General features: G+C 71.1%; 12 protein-coding genes and 1 riboswitch. Of the genes, 4 read left to right on the plus strand and 8 right to left on the minus strand.

What is annotated here, in order from left to right:
* Nucleotides 1-147 precede the first annotated feature (147 nt).
* Nucleotides 148-2064, plus strand: a complete 1917-nt coding sequence (locus J5226_RS05250; RefSeq protein ID WP_215838806.1) for a Calx-beta domain-containing protein — start codon at nt 148-150, stop codon at nt 2062-2064.
* A 57-nt stretch (nt 2065-2121) separates the two neighbouring features.
* Here J5226_RS05250 and J5226_RS05255 read toward each other — a convergent pair whose 3' ends face one another.
* Entirely contained in the window at nt 2122-3108 is a 987-nt protein-coding gene (locus J5226_RS05255) for a hypothetical protein (RefSeq protein WP_215838807.1), read from the minus strand.
* 263 nt (nt 3109-3371) lie between these two features.
* Nucleotides 3372-4280 (minus strand): AEC family transporter, encoded by a 909-nt coding sequence (locus J5226_RS05260; protein WP_215840324.1) that lies wholly within the window; start codon nt 4278-4280, stop codon nt 3372-3374.
* 303 nt (nt 4281-4583) lie between these two features.
* Between J5226_RS05260 and J5226_RS05265 the strand changes: the two genes are divergently transcribed.
* Complete coding sequence (locus J5226_RS05265) at nt 4584-6068, plus strand: AAA family ATPase (RefSeq protein ID WP_215838808.1); 1485 nt, start codon at nt 4584-4586, stop codon at nt 6066-6068.
* 46 nt (nt 6069-6114) lie between these two features.
* Here J5226_RS05265 and J5226_RS05270 read toward each other — a convergent pair whose 3' ends face one another.
* Nucleotides 6115-6474, minus strand: a complete 360-nt coding sequence (locus J5226_RS05270) for an STY0301 family protein (RefSeq protein ID WP_215838809.1) — start codon at nt 6472-6474, stop codon at nt 6115-6117.
* A gap of 83 nt (nt 6475-6557) precedes the next feature.
* Nucleotides 6558-7181: a TetR/AcrR family transcriptional regulator C-terminal domain-containing protein gene (locus J5226_RS05275; protein WP_215838810.1), complete on the minus strand. Its 624-nt coding sequence runs from the start codon at nt 7179-7181 to the stop codon at nt 6558-6560.
* A 90-nt stretch (nt 7182-7271) separates the two neighbouring features.
* On the opposite strand from J5226_RS05275, the gene J5226_RS05280 reads away from it, so the two are divergent.
* Nucleotides 7272-8591: a TCR/Tet family MFS transporter gene (locus tag J5226_RS05280; protein WP_215838811.1), complete on the plus strand. Its 1320-nt coding sequence runs from the start codon at nt 7272-7274 to the stop codon at nt 8589-8591.
* Here the strand turns inward: J5226_RS05280 and J5226_RS05285 are convergent.
* From J5226_RS05285 to ggt, 3 genes are all read right to left on the minus strand, one after another.
* The gene (locus J5226_RS05285) at nt 8588-8935 is read right to left on the minus strand and encodes a gamma-glutamylcyclotransferase family protein (RefSeq protein WP_255323002.1); all 348 of its coding nucleotides are present in this window, start codon (nt 8933-8935) and stop codon (nt 8588-8590) included. The two genes, J5226_RS05280 and J5226_RS05285, sit on opposite strands and share 4 nt — an antisense overlap.
* 98 nt (nt 8936-9033) lie before the next feature.
* A complete protein-coding gene (locus J5226_RS05290) occupies nt 9034-9987 on the minus strand; it encodes a hypothetical protein (RefSeq protein ID WP_255323003.1) in 954 nt (317 codons plus the stop codon).
* 15 nt (nt 9988-10002) lie between these two features.
* Nucleotides 10003-10080: riboswitch (S-adenosyl-L-homocysteine riboswitch) on the minus strand.
* Nucleotides 10081-10463: 383 nt separating this feature from the next.
* Nucleotides 10464-12206: a gamma-glutamyltransferase gene (ggt, locus tag J5226_RS05295; protein ID WP_215838812.1), complete on the minus strand. Its 1743-nt coding sequence runs from the start codon at nt 12204-12206 to the stop codon at nt 10464-10466.
* 124 nt (nt 12207-12330) lie between these two features.
* On the opposite strand from ggt, the gene J5226_RS05300 reads away from it, so the two are divergent.
* Nucleotides 12331-13233: an ankyrin repeat domain-containing protein gene (locus J5226_RS05300; protein WP_215838813.1), complete on the plus strand. Its 903-nt coding sequence runs from the start codon at nt 12331-12333 to the stop codon at nt 13231-13233.
* 871 nt (nt 13234-14104) lie between these two features.
* Here J5226_RS05300 and J5226_RS05305 read toward each other — a convergent pair.
* Nucleotides 14105-16966, minus strand: coding sequence for an ATP-binding protein (locus tag J5226_RS05305; protein ID WP_215838814.1), 2862 nt, complete (start codon nt 16964-16966; stop codon nt 14105-14107).
* Nucleotides 16967-16968 lie beyond the last annotated feature (2 nt).

Consider the following 16968-nt stretch of genomic DNA (forward strand, 5'->3'; position numbering starts at 1 on the left):
CCGTGTCTGTGCCGGGCATGTGTTACTTGGAGTTTCGGCACGTTTTTGCGTAAGCAGAAAAGCTAAAAAAACTCTCTTTATGTGTCTTGCATCCGGCTACCGCGGCGATGGGGTCCGGTAGGCCAGAGTTCCTTGGGGGGGCATCGCATGCAGTCCGATCACGATCCGGCGGCGGCCGGACCGGCGCGGCGGTACGCGCCGCCGCTGTTGGCCGCGGCGCTCGCCGCCGCCAGCTTCGCCGCGCCGGCGCAGGTCCAGCGCACCTTCGTCAACCTGGGGTTCGAAGCCCCGAACATGGTCACCGCGGCCTGCGTGGGCTTCTACGTCGGTCCGCAACAGGTCACCGGCTGGAACACCACCGAGACCAACCAGACCGCCGGCGGCTGCGGCGTCACCCCCAACCCGACTAGCGGCCCGGTGCTGGAGCTGTGGAACAACGGCGCCCTGGGCGTGCTCGCGCGCACCGGCAAGCAGCACGCCGAGCTCAATGCCTTCACCGCTTCGCGCGTGTTCCAGAACGTGTGCATGACCAACGGCGAGGTCATCAACTGGCGCCTGAGCCACCGCGGCCGCGACTCGGCCACGGTGCCGGACGTGATGGACTTCGGCATCAACGCCAGCGGCAGCACCAGCTCGGCGATCACCACCCCGGTCGCGCGCATCGGCACCACCAACAACGGCACCGACCGGATCAACGTCGGCGGCTCGCCGTCCTTCGCCAGCCTGGGCACGCTGACCATCGGCGGCACCGTCAACGGCTGGCGCGATTACAGCGGCACCTTCACCTATTCGGGCACCAGCGGCGTGCAGCAGCTCGGCTTCGCCGCGGTCAGCAGCGCGCTGGGCAACATCTCCTCGGGCAACTTCCTCGACGAGATCCAGGTCACCCTGACCCCGTACCTGGAATTCGATCCGACCACCTACACCGTGCGCGAAGGCACCCCCGGCACCTTGCCGCAGTTGCGCGTGATCGGCACCGTGCCGGCCGGCGGCATCACCGTGCCGATCCAGATCACCGGCGGCACCGCCACGGTCGGCAGCGACTACACCGTCGACAACGGCACTTCGACCCAGGTCAACGTGGTCATCCCGGCCGGCACCTACGACAACCAGACCTTCCCGATCCCGATCACGATCGTCGACGACAACGTCATCGAGGACAACGAGACGGTGACCTTCACCGTGCAGCCGGCCCCGGGTTCCTACACCCTGAGCTCGACCTCGACCTGCACCGCGGCGGCGCAGGTCAACGCGACCATGACCATCCTCGACAACGACGTCGATCTGGCCACGACCAAGACCGTCGGCAACGCGACCCCGACGCCGGGCGGCAACACCCAGTTCACCGTCGATTTCTTCAACAACACCTCGCGCCCGACGGTCGCCGACACCACCGCCCACGACGCTTCGGTGAACCTCGCCGACGCGGTGCCGACCGGGCTGACCTTCACGTCCTGGACCTGCGCCGCCAGCGGCGGCGCGACCTGCCCGGCGGGCAGCGGCAGCGGCGCCATCGGCGGCATCGCGACCCTGCCGGCCGGCGCCGCGGGCAGCGCGGGCGGACGGCTGACCTACACGATCACCGCGACCCTGGGCGCCGGCCAATGCGCGGCCATCGCCAACACCGCGACGATCTCGGCGCGCGCGCCGGTGGCCGAGGGCGCCTCGGCGCAGAGCGGCTTCAACACGCCGGCGCCCGGCGGCAACGCCAACAACAGCGCCAGCGCGTCGGTGGACGCGGTGTGCGCCGCCTTGTCGCTGCGCAAATCCGACAACGCGACCAGCTACACGCCCGGCACCTCGGGCACCTACGTGCTGACCGCGTGCAACGCCGGGCCCGACGCGGCCAACGGCGCGACCATCGCCGACACCTTGCCCAACGGCGTGCGCCTGTCGGGCGCGTGGTCGTGCGCCGGCAACGGCCCGGTGCCGGGCACCTGCCCGGCCGGCGGCGGCGCGATCGGCGACAGCAGCGTCAGCGTCGCCGGCGTGAACCTGCCGAACAACGCTTGCGTGGCGGTGAGCGTGCCGGTGACCTTCAGCGCGAATCCGGCGGATTACTGACGGCGGCGGTTCGGGCGGACGCTCGCGCGGGCGTTTCGCTGGCGACGCCCGGCGCGCTCAGGGCGTCGCGGCCGGCGGGTCGATGGTGAGGCGGGGCGGTCCGCTGGCGTCGGCGTCGTTCGGGCCGGTCGCCTCGTCCGGCCAACCCGGCGGCGGTCGGCCTTGGCCGCGCCGGTCCAGTTCGGCCTGCAGCACCGAGGCTTGGCCGCGTTCGCGGAAGGCCAGGATCAGCGCCGGCGAAGACAGCGCCGCGTTCGCGCGCAGCCACTGCCAGCGCCGCTGGCGTTCGTGCCAGCGCGCGGCGTCGGGGCCGCCGCGCGTGAGCAGCAGCATCAGCACCGTGCCGGTTTCGCGCGAGACCAGCGAATCGCTGTCGGCCATCCGGCTCAGCGCCGCGAGGCAGGGCGCGCGCGACGGCGCGTCCGGCGCCAGGGCGCGATCGGCCGAACACGCGGCGACGAGGGTATGGAACTGCGGCTTCTGCCGCGGGTCGGCGAGCAGCGCCAGCGACGCGTCGATCACCGTGGCGGCCGGCAGCGCGGCGTCCGCGCCTAGCATCCGGCGCAATCCGGCTTCGGCCGCCGGGTTCGGCGCGGGCAGGGACGCGGCGCGCAACGCGCGCAGCGTTTCGCGGCCGATGGCCTGCAAATGGTCGTCGTGGCGCGGCGCGTTCGCGGCCCGCGCCAGCAGCGCCTGCGTGTCGGCCGCCTCCGGCCGGGTGCGGCGGTCGGCGGGCCAGTCCATCGCCAGCAGCCAGACCGCCGCGTTGTCGGGTTCGAGCCGTTGCGCCCGCGCCAGCGGCGCTTGCGCGTCGCACAGGTAGGCCTCCAGGCAATCCAGCGCCTGCATCCACGCCACCAGCGCCTGCCGGCCGGGCAGATCGGCGGCGCTCACGAACGCGGCGCGGCGCGCGTTCGCGTCGGCGTCGACGCCGGCGTCGGGACGGTTGTCCGGCACCGGCCGCAGCAGCGGCAGCAGCAGGGCGAGGTCGAATCGATCGCTGGCGCCGCCGCGCGCGCTCAACGCATCGGTGTGGGCGCGCAACGCCCGGCGAACCTCTTTGTCCAGCCACTCGTTCGCGGCGGTTTGCGCGGCGGCGTCGGAAACGGGCGCCGGCGCGGAAGCGGGCGTGGCGGCGATGCGCGGCGGACTGGGCGCAGCAGACGCCGTCGATGCCGCGGGCGCGGCGGTTTGCCCGCAGCCGCTAAGCGCGGCCGCCAGCGTCAACATCCAGGTCAGGCGGACCGCGGCCGGGCGCGGCCGCAACGCAGCGGCGTGGGTCATCGGATCGGGCGAGGCGAAAGCGGTCAGGCTAACCCGACCGCCGCCCACAGCGGCAGCGTCGCCAGCGACAACAGCAAGCCGTAGCCCACCATCGCCGCCGCCAGCCGCGGCGCCAGCCCGTGGGCGATGGCCAGCGCGCCGGCGGTGACCATCGGCGGCATCGCCGATTCCAGCACCGTGGTGCGCGCCATTTCGCCGTGCAGGCCGAGCAGCGGCACCAGCGCCCAGGCCAGGGCCGGCATCAGCGCCAGCTTGAGGGTCAGGCCGGCGGCCAGCGGTTTGAGTTCCTCGCGCGGCAGCGCCAGCTTCACCGACAGGCCGATGGTCAGCATCGCCAGCGGCAGCAGCGCGTCGGACAGGCGTTGCAGGCCGCCGGCGATCCAGCTCGGCGGCTGCGCGGGCATGACCGTGAAGCCGACGATCAGCGCCCACAGCGGCGGAAATCGCAGCACCCGGCGCAGCATGTCGGCCGCGCTCGGGCGGGTGTCGCCGCCGTAGCGCGCCAGCACCCACAGGCCGAAGGTGGACAGGATCAGGAACGCGCCGAACTGGTCGTAGACCACGGCATAGGGCAGGGCGTGTTCGCCGATCAGCGCGCGGGTCAGCGGGTAGCCGAGGAAGCTGGTGTTGCCCAGGGCCACGGTCAGCAGCAACACCGCGTGCTCGTCGCGGCGCAGCGTCAGCGCGCGCGCCAGCAGGCCGACCAGCGCGACGGTCGCCGCCAGCAGCAGCCACGGCACCGCGGCTACGCCGAGCAGGGCCGGTTCCAGGTGCAGGCGCGGCGCATAGCGCAGCACCGCCGCGGGCAGGCAGACGTAGAGCACGACCAGGTTGAGCACCTGGGCGGCGTTGTCGGGCAGGGCGCGCAGGCGCTGGAACGCATAGCCCAGCACCAGCATCGCCAGGACCAGGGCGAAGGCGTCGAAGGCCATGGGGCGCGGCTCGGCGGCGGTGACGGCCATGGTCGCGGCTGGCGGCCGCGGGCTCAAGACGGCTTTCGGCTTAGGCGGCGGGGTGAGCCGCCGAGGGCGCGCTTTGCGTGTGGCGGGATCGAGACGGGAAACGAGCGAAGAGGAGTGAGTAGACGCCGCGGCCCTACCGCTTTTACTCGCTCCTCACGCCTCTGCGCTCGTTCCTGACTCTAGATCCGCGCTCCGAACACGGCCGCAGCGCTCAAGCCGAGCCCATCCGCCGCGCCCGCCGTATCATGCCCCTTCCACGGAAGACCCCGGCCCATGAGCGACCTGCAAGACCTCACCGCGCTGATCCGCGCCAACACCCCGTTGATCGTGATCGAGACCCGCGACGAAACCCGCGTGGTCGAGCTGTTCCGGCAGGCGCTGATGAACGTCTGGCGCGCGCTGTACCGCTGGTCGATCACCGAAGGCCTGCGCCGGATCGACTTGGATCGCGAGGACGAGGCCGACGTGCCCCCCGACATCTCCACCACGCTGCAGGCGATCCGCCACGCCGACCAGCGCGGCATCTATCTGCTGTTCGACGCCCATCCCTACCTCGGCTACGCCGGCACCCAGCGCCTGCTGCGCGAGATCGCCCAGCGCCGCGAGTGCGAGCCGCACGTGCTGGTGCTGATCGGCCACAAGCAGGAACTGCCGCCGGACCTGGACGCGCTGGCGGTGCGCTTCACCCCGCGCCTGCCCGACGCCAACGCCTTGCTGAAACTGGTGCGCGAGGAAGCGGAAAACTACGCGCGCGAAAACGGCGGCCGCCGGGTCGAGGCCGACGGCGAAGCGGTCAAGCAGATCGTGCGCAACCTGCAAGGCATCGACCCGGTCGACGCGCGCCGCATCGCGCGCCATTTGATCTTCCGCGACGGCGCGCTCAACGCCGACGACCTGCCCGAGCTGGCCAAGCTCAAGTTCGAGCTGCTCAACCGCTCCGGCCACCTGCATTACGAATACGACAGCGCGCGCATGACCGAGGTGGCCGGCGCGCGCCGGCTCAAGCGCTGGGTCGAACAGCGCCGCGCGGTGTTCACCGGCGCCGAACCGCCGCCCGGCCTCGATCCGCCCAAGGGCTTGCTGCTGCTGGGCGTGCAGGGCTGCGGCAAATCGATGATCGCCAAGGCGGTCGCCGCCGGTTTCGGCGTGCCGCTGGTGCGGCTGGACTTCGGCACCTTGTACGACAAGTTCCACGGCGAAACCGAAAAGAACCTGCGCGCCGCGCTGGCCTCGGCCGAGCAGCTGGCGCCGGCGGTGCTGTGGATCGACGAGATCGAAAAAGGCCTGGCCGACAGCGGCGACACCGACGGCGGCGTGTCGCGCCGCGTGCTCGGCTATCTGCTGACCTGGATGGCCGAGCGCCGCTCGAAACTGTTTCTGGTCGCCACCGCCAACCAGATCGACGCGCTGCCGCCGGAGCTGCTGCGCAAGGGCCGCTTCGACGAAATCTTCTTCGTCGATCTGCCGGCGGCGGACGTGCGCGAGGAATTGTTCGCGATCCACCTGCGCCGGCGTTCGCTCGATCCGGCCGGGTTCGACTTGCCCGCGCTCGCCGCGGCCAGCGACGGCTTTTCCGGCGCCGAGATCGAACAGGCCATCGTCGCGGCGATGTACGCCGCGCACGCCGCCGGCACCGCGCTCTCGGATTTCCAGGTGCGCGCCGAACTCAAGCAGACCCGGCCGCTGTCGGTGGTGATGGGCGAGCAGGTGACCCAGCTGCGCGAGTGGGCGCGCGGGCGGACGGTGTCGGCGGACTGAGCGCGGTGCGCGCGCGGCGCCGCGCGATGGTCGTTCGCGCCGCTGCTCAGTTCGAGCAATCGAACGAGGCGCCCGAACCGCGCGGAACGAACAGGCACGACTTCACCTTGCCGAGATGGCGCGCGAGCACGATCCCCGAATCCTGGTAGCGGCATTCGACCCAGACGTCGGCCTCGCCGGGGCGCCATTCGGTCCATTCCTGGCCACGCTTGATGCCGTCCACGATCTTCAGCTGCGCCGGCGGGCCGTCGTAGACCCAAACACGGGCCAGATGGCGCCGTCCCAGGCTGACCTCGACGCTCCACTGCGGCGGCACCGGCTTGGCCAGGCTCTGTTGATCCAGGATCGACGGCGGACAGCCGGCGAACTGCAGCGCGGTGGCGAGCACGGCGGCATAGACGGACATGCGTTGATCCCGGTCGTGGTGGCAATCCCCGCGCCCAATCTAGCGCAGTCGCCGGCGCGCGCGCCCGACCGGCCCGGCGCCGCTCAGCCGGCGCGCCGCGCCATCATCGCCTCGAACCCGGCGATCAACGCGCGCAAACCGTACTCGTAATCCGCGTCGACATCGTTCTGGCTCAGCACCGTCTGCGCCTGCGCCATCAGCGGATAACGCTGCGGGTCCGGCGCCAGCGGCGCTTGCCCCGGGCCGCGGCCGGCTTCGGTCGCGGCTTGTTCCTCCAGCAGCCAGCCGATCGTGTAGTAGCTCAGCGAAATCAGCGCGCGCAGGGCGTCGGCCGGGGTGAAGCCGGCGGCGACCAGATAGGCCATCTCGGTTTCGCCCTCGCCGAACTCGGCGGTCTGCGGGCGGGTGCCGATGTGCACGCGGGCGCCGTCGCGGTGCGCGCGCAGGCAGCGGCGGAAGGCGTGGGCCTGGGCGGCCATCCACTCGCGCCAGTCGGGGTAGTCGGCGTGATCGGCCGGCTGCTGCTCGGCCAGCATCGCCTCGGCCAGGGCGTCGAGCAGTTCGCGCTTGTTCTTGAAGTGCCAGTACAGGCTGGGCTGCTGCACGCCCAGTTCCTGGGCCAGACGGCGCGTGGTCAGGCCGTCCATGCCGACCTCGTCGAGCAGTTTCAGGGCGGCGGCGACCACGGTCTCGCGCTGCAATTTCATCGGGTCGGTCCTCCAGGCGGCCGGGGGCTTGTTCCCCTATCGGCGATAGATTAGCATTCGCGGCGAATCTATCACTGATAGGGAATTGCCATGCGCACCCCGACCTCCTCCTCCGCGCCGGCCGAATCCGCCGCCGCCCCGGCTCCCCCGCCGGCCGCGCCCCCGCTCCCGTCCGGCGCCCGCTTCGCCCTGATCCTGATCCTGGCCACGGTCGTGCTCGACGCCATCGGCATCGGCCTGATCGCCCCGGTCATGCCGCAGTTGCTCGACGCCTTCGGCCTGCAGAACAACCTCGCCCTGCACGCCGGCGCGCTGACCGCGCTGTACGCGCTGATGCAGTTCGTCTGCGCGCCCGCGCTGGGCGCGCTCAGCGACCGCTTCGGCCGCCGCCCGGTGCTGCTGTGCTCGCTGTTCGGCAGCTCGCTGGACTACCTGCTGATGGCCTGCGCGCCGTGGCTGTCGCTGCTGTACCTGGGCCGCGCCATCGCCGGCATCAGCGGCGCCAGCGGTTCGGTGGCCGGCGCCTACATCGCCGACATCTCCGACGAATCCCAGCGCGCGCGCCGTTACGGCTGGCTCGGCGCGGCGTTCGGCCTGGGCTTGGTCGCCGGCCCGGTGATCGGCGGCGTGCTCGGCGCGATGTGGCTGCGCGCGCCGTTCGTGGCCGCGGCCGCGCTGGCGCTGTTGAACTTCGCTTTGGCGTGGCTGGCGCTGCCCGAGCCGCCGCGCGCCCGCGACGCCGCCCCGGCGCGCGCGCCCTCGCTGCGCGAGCTGGCGCCGTGGCATTCGCTGCGCGAGCTGAGCCGCCTGCCGGATCTGGCGCCGCTGCTGTGGCTGTATCTGGCGATGCAGCTGGCCGGGCAGGTGCCGGGCACGCTGTGGGCGATCTACGGCCACGACCGTTTCGGCTGGAACCCGACCGCGGTCGGCCTGTCGCTGGCCGCGTTCGGCGTCATCCACTCGCTGTTCCAGGCCTTCGCCACCGGCCGCATCAGCGAACGTTTCGGCCCGGCCAAGACCTTGCTCGGCGGGGTGATTTCCGACGTGCTCGGCTATCTGGCCTTCGCCTTCGCCCGCAGCGTCGCCACGCTGGCGCCGGGCTTGTTGCTCGCCGCCGGCGGCGGCATCGGCGGGCCGGCCTTGCTGGCGATGTCGAGCGAACGCACCGACGAAGCCCGCCAAGGCGCGCTGCAAGGCGTGCTCGCCAGCCTCGCCAGTCTCGCCGCGGTGATCGGCCCGCTGCTGTTCGGCGCGGTCTACGTCGCCGGCGCCGGCCATTGGGACGGCTGGGTGTGGGTGATCGGCGCGGCGCTGTACCTGCCGTGCGTGCCGGCGCTGCGCGCCTTGCTGCGCGGCCCGCGCGCGGCGGCCGGCGGCGACGAATCCGCCGACGCGGCGGCGGCCGGTTAAGCCTTCACGTACACCCAGGCGCGGCCGCCCGAGGCCAGCATGGCCTCGACGCGGCGGTAGTCGTCGACTTCGTACGCGTCGGCGCGCGCCAGTTCCTCGGCGCTGATCGCGAACACCGTGCCGGCGACGCGGTCGGCGTCGTCGCCGCTGGGCTCGACGATGGGGTGATGGGTTTCGCCGCTGGTGGCGACGACCTGCGGGTCTTCGATCTTCACCATCGCGCGGCGGAAGCCGACCAAGGCGTCGGCTTCGCCGTGCAGCAAGCGGCCGAAGGTGGCCTGCTGCACGGCCGGCAATTGCAGGGTGCCGTAGGAAAACAAACGTTGATCGTGGGCGGCGCTCATGGCGATGTCGTCGTCGGTGCGTGAACCGGAACGCTAAGCGGCGCCGGCCGCGCGCGCAATCGCCGCGCGCGGCCGACGACGGTGCGGTGCGCGGCCGTTCAGGCCGCGGCGGTCTCGCGCAACGCCGACCAACGCTGCGCCAGCTGCGCGGCGAACAAGCGCGCGGCCGGCGGGTGCGCGGCCAGATGCAGGAACGGTTCGATGAACTCCAGCTCCATCAGCTGGAACTCGCCCTCGACCACCACGCCGTCCACGCGCACATACGCATGATCGCGATAGCCCAGCGCCGCCACCGCGTCGAGCGCGCGCCGCGCCGAGGCCAACAGCGGCGCGGGCGGCTCGGTGACCGCCGCCGTGCCGCCGTAGTAGGTCTGCACGCGGTAATCGTCCTGCGCCGGCTTCTTCAGCACGGCATGGCTGTAGAGGCCGCCGAAGAACAGCAGCGACCACTCGCCTTCCTCGACCACTTGCGGCACGAACGGCTGGATCAGGTAATCCAGCTCGCGCGGCAATCGCGCCACGGCTTGAGCGAAGGCCTCGTCGCCGATGCGCCCGCGCACCGTGTTCCAGGCGCCGCCGCTGACGCTGGGCTTGACCACCACCTCGCCCTGCAACGGCGCCAGCGCGGCGTCGAGCTCGCCGCCGCGCGCGTGCACGGTCGGAATGATCGCCACGCCTTGCGCGGCGAGTTCGAGCAAATAGCGCTTGTCGCTGTTCCACACCAGCAGCGGCAGCGGATTGGCGATCGGGCGACGCAGCGCCTCGATGCGCTGATACCACTGCAGGAACTCGGTGTAGCGTTCGAAGTAATCCCAGGTGCTGCGCACCAGCAGCGCATCGTGCGCGGCCCAATCCACCGCCGGATCGCTCCAGATGCGGGCGTGGACGTGGATGCCGTGCGCGCGCAACGCGGCGATCAGGCCGGCGTCGTCTTCGTGCGGTTCGGGTTGGACGTCGGAGACGACCAGGGCGAGCGAGAGCGGGGGATCGAAGCGCGCGAAGCCCGGCGCGTGCGGATCGGTGACGAACGAGTGCGGATCGGAAACAGGCATGACGCCTCCAGGATGATCGGGAGGGCGCCCTTGCTCGGCATCGCGGCCCGAGCGTGGCGGAGCGTCGGCCCCGTCGCAGCACCCCTCGGATCCGGACGCGCGGCGCCGTGTCGGCGTTCGCGCAGTGGATGCATCGCGTCGCGATGCCGGCGCAGTGTTCGCTGCGATGCGGCGGGCTGTCAACGCGGAATTCGCGCGTGGGGCGAAATAGCGAAACCTTCGCGGGGTCGGTTGGGGGCGCGCGAAAATTTTTCGCGGTGCGGTGCGGTGCGGTGCGGTGCGGTGCGGTGCGGTGCGGCGGTAGGCGGGGTTCGTCGTTGTTAGGAGTTCGCGGTCGCAGCTTGCGCAGCTCCTACAGGGGGCGAGTGTAGGAGCTGCGTGAGCTGCGACCGCGACATCGCGGCTACGACGCGACTTTCGTCGTAGCCGCGCCCCCGCGATCGCGGCTTACGCCGCTCCTACCTGCGAGGCGGCGCTCAATACCCCGCCGCCTGCCCGTCTTTGCGCGACTCGCTCGCGCCGATGTAGCCGCCGTTCGGATTGACCATGATCGCCTGATACCCGCCGTACGGCCCCAGCGCGAAGCGCACGCTGTGCCCGCGCCGCACCAGTTCGCGCACGGTCTCGTAGGAGAAGCCGGTTTCCAGATCGAGTTCGCCGCCGTCGCTCATCGCCACCATCTGCCCGGCCGGTTCGGTCGAGCCGTCGTGCTGGATGCGCGGCGCGTCGCCGGCTTCCTGCAGGTTCATGCCGAAGTCGATCAGATTCATGACGATCTGGGCGTGGCCCTGCGGCTGCATCGCGCCGCCCATCACCCCGAACGACAGCCACGGCTTGCCGTCCTTGGTCACGAACGCGGGAATGATGGTGTGGAACGGCCGCTTGCCGGGCGCGAACGAGTTCGGGTGGCCTTCCTTGAGCACGAACTGCTCGCCGCGGTCCTGGAAGATGAAGCCCAGCCCCGGCGGCGCCATGCCGCTGCCCATGCCGCGGTAGTTGGACTGGATCAGCGACACCATCATGCCGTCGGCATCGGCCACGGTCATGTAAATGGTGTCGCCCTGGTCGAGCTGCGCGGGCGTCGCCGGCTGCGCTTCCTTGAGCACCTTGTCCAGCGAGATCTGCTTGCGCCGTTGCGCGGCGTAGTCCTTGGAGATCAGCTTGGCGACCGGCGAGCGCTTTTCGAACGCCGGATCGGCGTACCAGCGCGCTCGGTCGGCGAAGGCGAGCTTCTTGGCCTCGGCGAACAGGTGCACGTGCTCGACGCTGCCGAAGCCGTACGACTTCAGGTCGTAGCCTTCGAGAATATTGAGGATCTGCAGCGCGGCGATGCCTTGCCCGTTCGGCGGCAGTTCCCAGACATCGTAGCCGCGGTAATTGCTGCTGACCGGCTCGACCCACTCGCCGTGGTGCGCGGCCATGTCCTCGTAGCTCAGATAGCCGCCGTTGGCCTTGAAGTAAGCGCCGACGGTGCGGGCGATGTCGCCCTTGTAGAACGCGTCGCGCCCGCCCTGGGCGATCTGTTCGAGGGTGTGGGCGAGGTTGGGGTTCTTCCACATCTCGCCGGTGCGCGGTGCGCGGCCGTCGATGGTGAACTGTTCCTTGAAGCCCGGCCACTTCGACAGGCGCGGCACCGAGGCGTTCCAGTAGTACGCGATCACCTCGTGCACCGGATGGCCTTCGCGCGCGTAGCGGATCGCCGGCGCGAGGTTCTCGGCCATCGGCTTGCGGCCGAAGCGCTCGTGCAGCGCGAACCAGCCGTCGACGGCGCCGGGCACGGTCACCGGCAGCGGGCCGTGCGGCGGGATTTCCTTGAGCCCGCGCTTTTGGAATTCGGCCAGGCTCAGCGACTGGGGCGAGCGGCCGGAGCCGTTGTAGCCGTAGAGCTTCTTGGTTTTCGGATCCCACACGATCGCGAACAGATCGCCGCCGACGCCGTTGCCGGTCGGCTCCATCAGCCCGAGCGCGGCGTTGGCGGCGATGGCCGCGTCGACCGCGCTGCCGCCGGCCTTCATCACGTCCAGCGCGATCTGCGTGGTCAGCGGATGCGAGGTCGCGGCCATCGCGTGCGGCGCGTACACCTCGCTGCGGGTGGCGAAGGTCTTGCCGCCGATGCGGTCGGCGGCGTGCGCGGCCGGCGCGAGGGCGAAGGCGCACGCCAGCGCCAGCGGCGCGAGCAGCGACGCCGCGCGGCGCCGGGCGGTGATCGAAGAAGGCATGACGGAACTCCCCAGGACAGCGTCCGACGATAGCGCAGGCCGGCGCGGAACTGAGTAGGCCGAAAGTCGAGCGCGGCCGTTCGCGGCCGGCTGAACGCGCGTATTTCGCAGGACGAGCGGCGCGATGCGGCTGCGCAACATGGAATCGCCCGAAGCGGCAACGGGGCGCGGCGGCGCGAACCCCGCCGCCGATACCGGCGCGGCGCCGCCGTCGCGGGTTAGGATCGGGCCTTCCCACCGCAGCGAGGCGGAGGCGCGCATGCACCACCACCACCGGCATAGCATCGCGGCGCGCGGCTTCGCCGCCGTCCTCGGCCTGTGGCTGTGCGCCGCGGCCGCGTTCGCCCAACCCGGAGTGCGAGCCATGCGCGCGAGCCAGGCGTTTTCCTCACCGGCCGCCGCAGGTTTGGCGCAGGCCGCGGCCGACGGCGACGCCGCGCGGGTGCGCGCGCTGGTGGCCGCCGGCGCGGACCCGAACGCGCGCGGCGAGCGCGGCATCACCGTGCTGCAATGGGCGCTGTATCAGCGCAGCGTGGACGGCCTGCGCGCGCTGCTCGCCGCCGGCGCCGATCCGGCGCGGGGCGCCGACGATGGCACGACGGTATTGCAGTTGGCGGCGATGGCCGACGATCCGAAGTATCTGCGCGCGTTGCTCGAGGCCAAGGTCGATCCGAATCTGCCCAACACCGTGACCGGCGCGAACGCGCTGGCGGCGGCGCTGACGGCCGAGCGGGCGGACCATTTCGCCGCCTTGCTCGCCGCCGGCGCCGATCCCGGGCATGCCGACCGCGTGGGGAATACGCCGTTGCACGTGGCGGCGAAGATCAACGAATTCGGGCATGCCCTGGCCTTGCTGCGGGCGGGGGCGGACCCGAAGGCGCGCAATGCGCAGGGGGCGACGTTTCAGCGCTACATGTTCATGAGTCCGGATCGGTTGCTCAATGCGAAGACGCGGGCGGAGCGGGGGGCGGTGGCGGATTGGTTGGGGGAGCGGGGGATTGGGTTGGAGAACGCGGCGGGGAAGTGAGGTTCTGCCGTTGCTGTTGCTGTTGTTCGCGCTCTGCTTTCTCTAGCTTTGCTCTGGTTTTTGACCGGACGCATCCCCACCCGAGGCCCACGTTCCGCAGCCCCGGAGGGCGCGCGCATGGATGCGCGCGCGCGCCATGGGTCAGGATGACCCTTATGGCGCGGCCCCGCGCCCGGTGCTGGACCTAGTGGCTCTTGATTCGAAAACAGGGAAAGCGCCTTTCTTTGGTTACTTTCTTTGGTAAGACAAAGAAAGTAACTCGGCCGCTTGCGGACGAAAGCTTTAAGCGTTTGATCTTCGCTTGTCGTCGTGCGCCTCTTACCAGAGAAAGCGAAAGCAACATCAAAATGGATTCCGGCTTTCGCCGGAATGACGGTGGGTGGGGTGCTCCGCCACGTGCGAGAAACGCAGCTCGCACTCCGTCATTCCGGCGAAAGCCGGAATCCATTTTGACTTTGCCGTTGGTTTTGCCTTCAACGCAGCAACGAGTGACGACAAGCCACAATCCAGAGCGTTCCGTCCGCAAGCGGCCGGGTCACTTTCTTTGTCTTGCCAAAGAAAGTAACCAAAGAAAGGCGCTTTCCCTGTTTTCGAATCAAGAGCCACTAGGGCTCGACGTTGCGCGGGGCTGCGCCATAAGGGGCATCCTGCCCCATGGCGCACGTGCGCATCCATGCGCGCGCCCTCCGGGGCTGCGGGACGTGGGCTTTGCTTGGGGATGCGTCAAAGCGAACTACAACGGCAACGGCAATAGCAACGGCAAAATGGATTCCTGCTTTCGCAGGAATGACGGGGAAGGGTTTGTAGGGGGAGGGTTTTGAGGGGAAGGTTGGGTTGGGGAGGATTGGGGAAAGGGTAAGGCGCGCCTCGATCAAGCACGCAACCTGCGCAACCGCTGCAACGCCGCCTCGGCATCCCCCAACAACGGCGCCGCCAACCCCCACTCCCGCGCCCGCGCCGCCCGCTCCAGCGCCTGCGCCGCTTCGCCCAATTCCTGCGCGCCGATCAACAAGGCCGCGCCCTTGAGCCGATGCGCGTGCCGCGACAACGCGACCGCGTCTTGCGCCTCGGCCGCCGCGCGCAAACCGTCGAAGTCTTCGTCGGCGGCGGCCAGGAACTCGGCCAGCACCGCGTCGGCATCGCCGCCGCCGCTGTCGGCCAGCAGCGAATGCAGCACGTCCAGGTCGAGCACGCGGCCCAGGTCGGTGCCGGGCGCCAGCGCCGAATCGGTGGCGCTTTCGCCGGACGCGGACGGCGGCAGCCAACGCCGCAGCGCGGCCGCGAGTTTCGCCGCGGCCACCGGTTTGACCAGACAATCGTCCATGCCCGCGGCGTACGACGCATCGGCTTCGTCTTTCAGCGCCGAGGCGGTCAGCGCCACGATCGGCGTGCGCCGCGCGTCGCCCTCGCCGATGCCGGCCTGCGCTTGTTCGGCGCGGATCGCCCGCGCCAGCGCGTAGCCGTCCACGCCGGGCATGCGCAGGTCGGTCAGCACCAACGCGTAGCGGCCGCTGCGCCAGCGCTGCAGGCCGGCTTCGCCGCCGTCGGCGGTTTCGCAGGCGTAGCCGGCCAAGGCCAATTGCCGCGCGATCACCAGGCGATTGGTGGGATGGTCGTCGACCAACAACACCAAGCGCCCTTCGCGCGCGGCGCGCTCCGGGTCCGGCGGCGCGGCGGCGAGCACGGCCGCGTCGGTGTCGGCGGCGGCGGGGGGCGCAGGCGCGCGCGGCAGGCTCACGCGCAGGCGCAAGGTAGTGCCGGCGCCGGGTTCGCTGCGCAGGTCGATCTCGCCGCCCATCAGTTCGGCCAAGCGCCGGCAGATCGCCAGACCCAGGCCGGTGCCGCCGTAGCGCCGCGCGGTGTCGGCGTCGGCTTGTTGGAACGGTTGGAACAGCAGGCGTTGCTGCTCGGCGTCGATGCCGATGCCGGTGTCGCTCACGCGCAGGCACAGGCGGTCGCGCGGCGCGTCCTCGCCCGCGAGCGGCGGTTCGCTGCCCTCGAATTCCAAGGCGGCTTCGATCGCGCCGCGCTCGGTGAACTTGACCGCGTTGGACAGGAAGTTGCCGAGGATCTGCCGCAGCCGCAGCGCATCGGCGCGATAGGCCGCGGCCACGCGCGCATCGACTTCGCAGTTCAGCGCCACCCCGCGCGCGCCGGCCGCGCCGAGGAAGCCCGCGCTGGTGGCGCGCACCAGCGCGGCCAGATCCACCGGCGCCGGCGCCAGTTCCAGCCGGCCGGCTTCGATCTTCGAGAAATCCAGGATGTCGCCGATGATCTGCAGCAGCGATTGCGAGGACTGCTGGATCACCTCCAGCGCCTGCCGCTGCTCGCCGTCCAGGCGCGAATGCGCGAGCACTTCGATCATGCCGGTGACGCCGATCATCGGCGTGCGGATCTCGTGGCTCATCGCCGCCAGGAACGAGGACTTGGCGCGGCTGGCGTCCTGCGCGCGCGCCTCGCTGGCGCGCAGTTCGCGTTCCAGGCGCTTGAGCGCGCTGAGGTCGGCGGCGATCACCAGCAAACCGGTCGCCTCGTCGTCGCCGCCGCCGGTGGCCGACACCGCGACCAGCGCCGGCACCCAGGTGCCGTTGCGATGGCGCAGCCGGGTTTCGCGCGGCGCGGCCTGGGCGCGCGCGAGTTCGCGCAGCGCGGTCCAGTCGGCCGGCACCGGGCGGCCCAGGCGCGTGCTCAGTTCGGTCGCCAGCGCTTGCAGGGCGCGGGTTTCGAACACCGCGTGCAAGCGCTCGCGGCCGACCGCGTCGGCTTCGCGCAGGCCGAGCAAGCGCTCGGCGAACGGGTTGATGAGGGTGAAGCGGCCGTCCGCGTCGACCGCCATCACCGCGGTCTGCGCCGAATCCAGCAGCGAGGCCTGGAAGCGCTCGCGCCGTTCCAGTTCGGCGCGGGTGCGTTCGTTGCGGATCAGCTGGCCGGTGAGTTCGGTCTCGAAGCCGAGCACGTCGCGGCGCATGTCCAGGAAGGTCTGCATGACCGCGCCGAGTTCGCCCTGAGGCAGTTCGCCCGGGTCGGCGGTGTAGTCGTGATCGCGCATGCGCCGCGCCAGCCAGGTGAGCTGGTCGACGCCGCGCGACGCGTTGCGCAGCACCCGCCGGCCGACCAGCGCGGCCAGCACCAGCGCCAGCAGCGACACCCCGATGCGCAGCGCGCTGACCCGTTCGCTGCGCACGATGTCGGCGCGCACCACCGCGTCGGCCTGGATCAGTTCCAGGTCGGAGAGTTTCTGCATGCGCTGGGTCAGCGGATCGATCGCCGGATACAAACGCGTGTCGGCGAAGCGGCCGAGCCCGCGCAGGTCGCGCCGGGTCAGGATCGCGCGCAGTTCCAGCGCGGCGGCGTCGGCGGTGCGGCGGGCCAATGCGGCGTCGTTGAGCTGTTGCTGTTCGCGCGGCGAATGCGGCAGCGCGTCGAGTTCGCGCCAGGCCGCGTCGATGCGCGCGCGGGCGCGGTCGACCCGGTCCACGCCCTCGTCCCAGCCGACCAAGTCGTTGCGCACGCGGAAGGTGGTGTCGACCACGTCCAGGCCGTAGGCGTCGGAGACGGTCTTGATCAGGCGCAGGCCGCGCAGCGAATCGTCCTGCAGCGACTGCAGCGCGCCGCGCGCGCGGTGCTGTTCGATCTCGTCGATCAGCAGCACGCTGGAGCCGGCGGCCAGGAACAGCGCGAACAGGCCCCAGAGCTGGCGGCGGACGCTGTAGCGGTCGAGCCAGGCGAACATCG

It is taken from the genome of Lysobacter sp. K5869, assembly GCF_018847975.1.
Lineage (GTDB): Bacteria > Pseudomonadota > Gammaproteobacteria > Xanthomonadales > Xanthomonadaceae > Lysobacter.

Bases quoted from the DNA above. Each gene is read 5' to 3' on its own strand.
- J5226_RS05250 (WP_215838806.1), top strand. From the start codon at position 148: ATGCAGTCCGATCACGATCCGGCGGCGGCCGGACCGGCGCGGCGGTAC.
- J5226_RS05260 (WP_215840324.1), bottom strand. From the start codon at position 4,280: ATGGCCTTCGACGCCTTCGCCCTGGTCCTGGCGATGCTGGTGCTGGGC.
- J5226_RS05265 (WP_215838808.1), top strand. From the start codon at position 4,584: ATGAGCGACCTGCAAGACCTCACCGCGCTGATCCGCGCCAACACCCCG.
- J5226_RS05270 (WP_215838809.1), bottom strand. From the start codon at position 6,474: ATGTCCGTCTATGCCGCCGTGCTCGCCACCGCGCTGCAGTTCGCCGGC.
- J5226_RS05275 (WP_215838810.1), bottom strand. From the start codon at position 7,181: ATGAAATTGCAGCGCGAGACCGTGGTCGCCGCCGCCCTGAAACTGCTC.
- J5226_RS05280 (WP_215838811.1), top strand. From the start codon at position 7,272: ATGCGCACCCCGACCTCCTCCTCCGCGCCGGCCGAATCCGCCGCCGCC.
- J5226_RS05285 (WP_255323002.1), bottom strand. From the start codon at position 8,935: ATGAGCGCCGCCCACGATCAACGTTTGTTTTCCTACGGCACCCTGCAA.
- J5226_RS05290 (WP_255323003.1), bottom strand. From the start codon at position 9,987: ATGCCTGTTTCCGATCCGCACTCGTTCGTCACCGATCCGCACGCGCCG.
- ggt (WP_215838812.1), bottom strand. From the start codon at position 12,206: ATGCCTTCTTCGATCACCGCCCGGCGCCGCGCGGCGTCGCTGCTCGCG.
- J5226_RS05300 (WP_215838813.1), top strand. From the start codon at position 12,331: ATGCGGCTGCGCAACATGGAATCGCCCGAAGCGGCAACGGGGCGCGGC.
- J5226_RS05305 (WP_215838814.1), bottom strand. From the start codon at position 16,966: ATGTTCGCCTGGCTCGACCGCTACAGCGTCCGCCGCCAGCTCTGGGGC.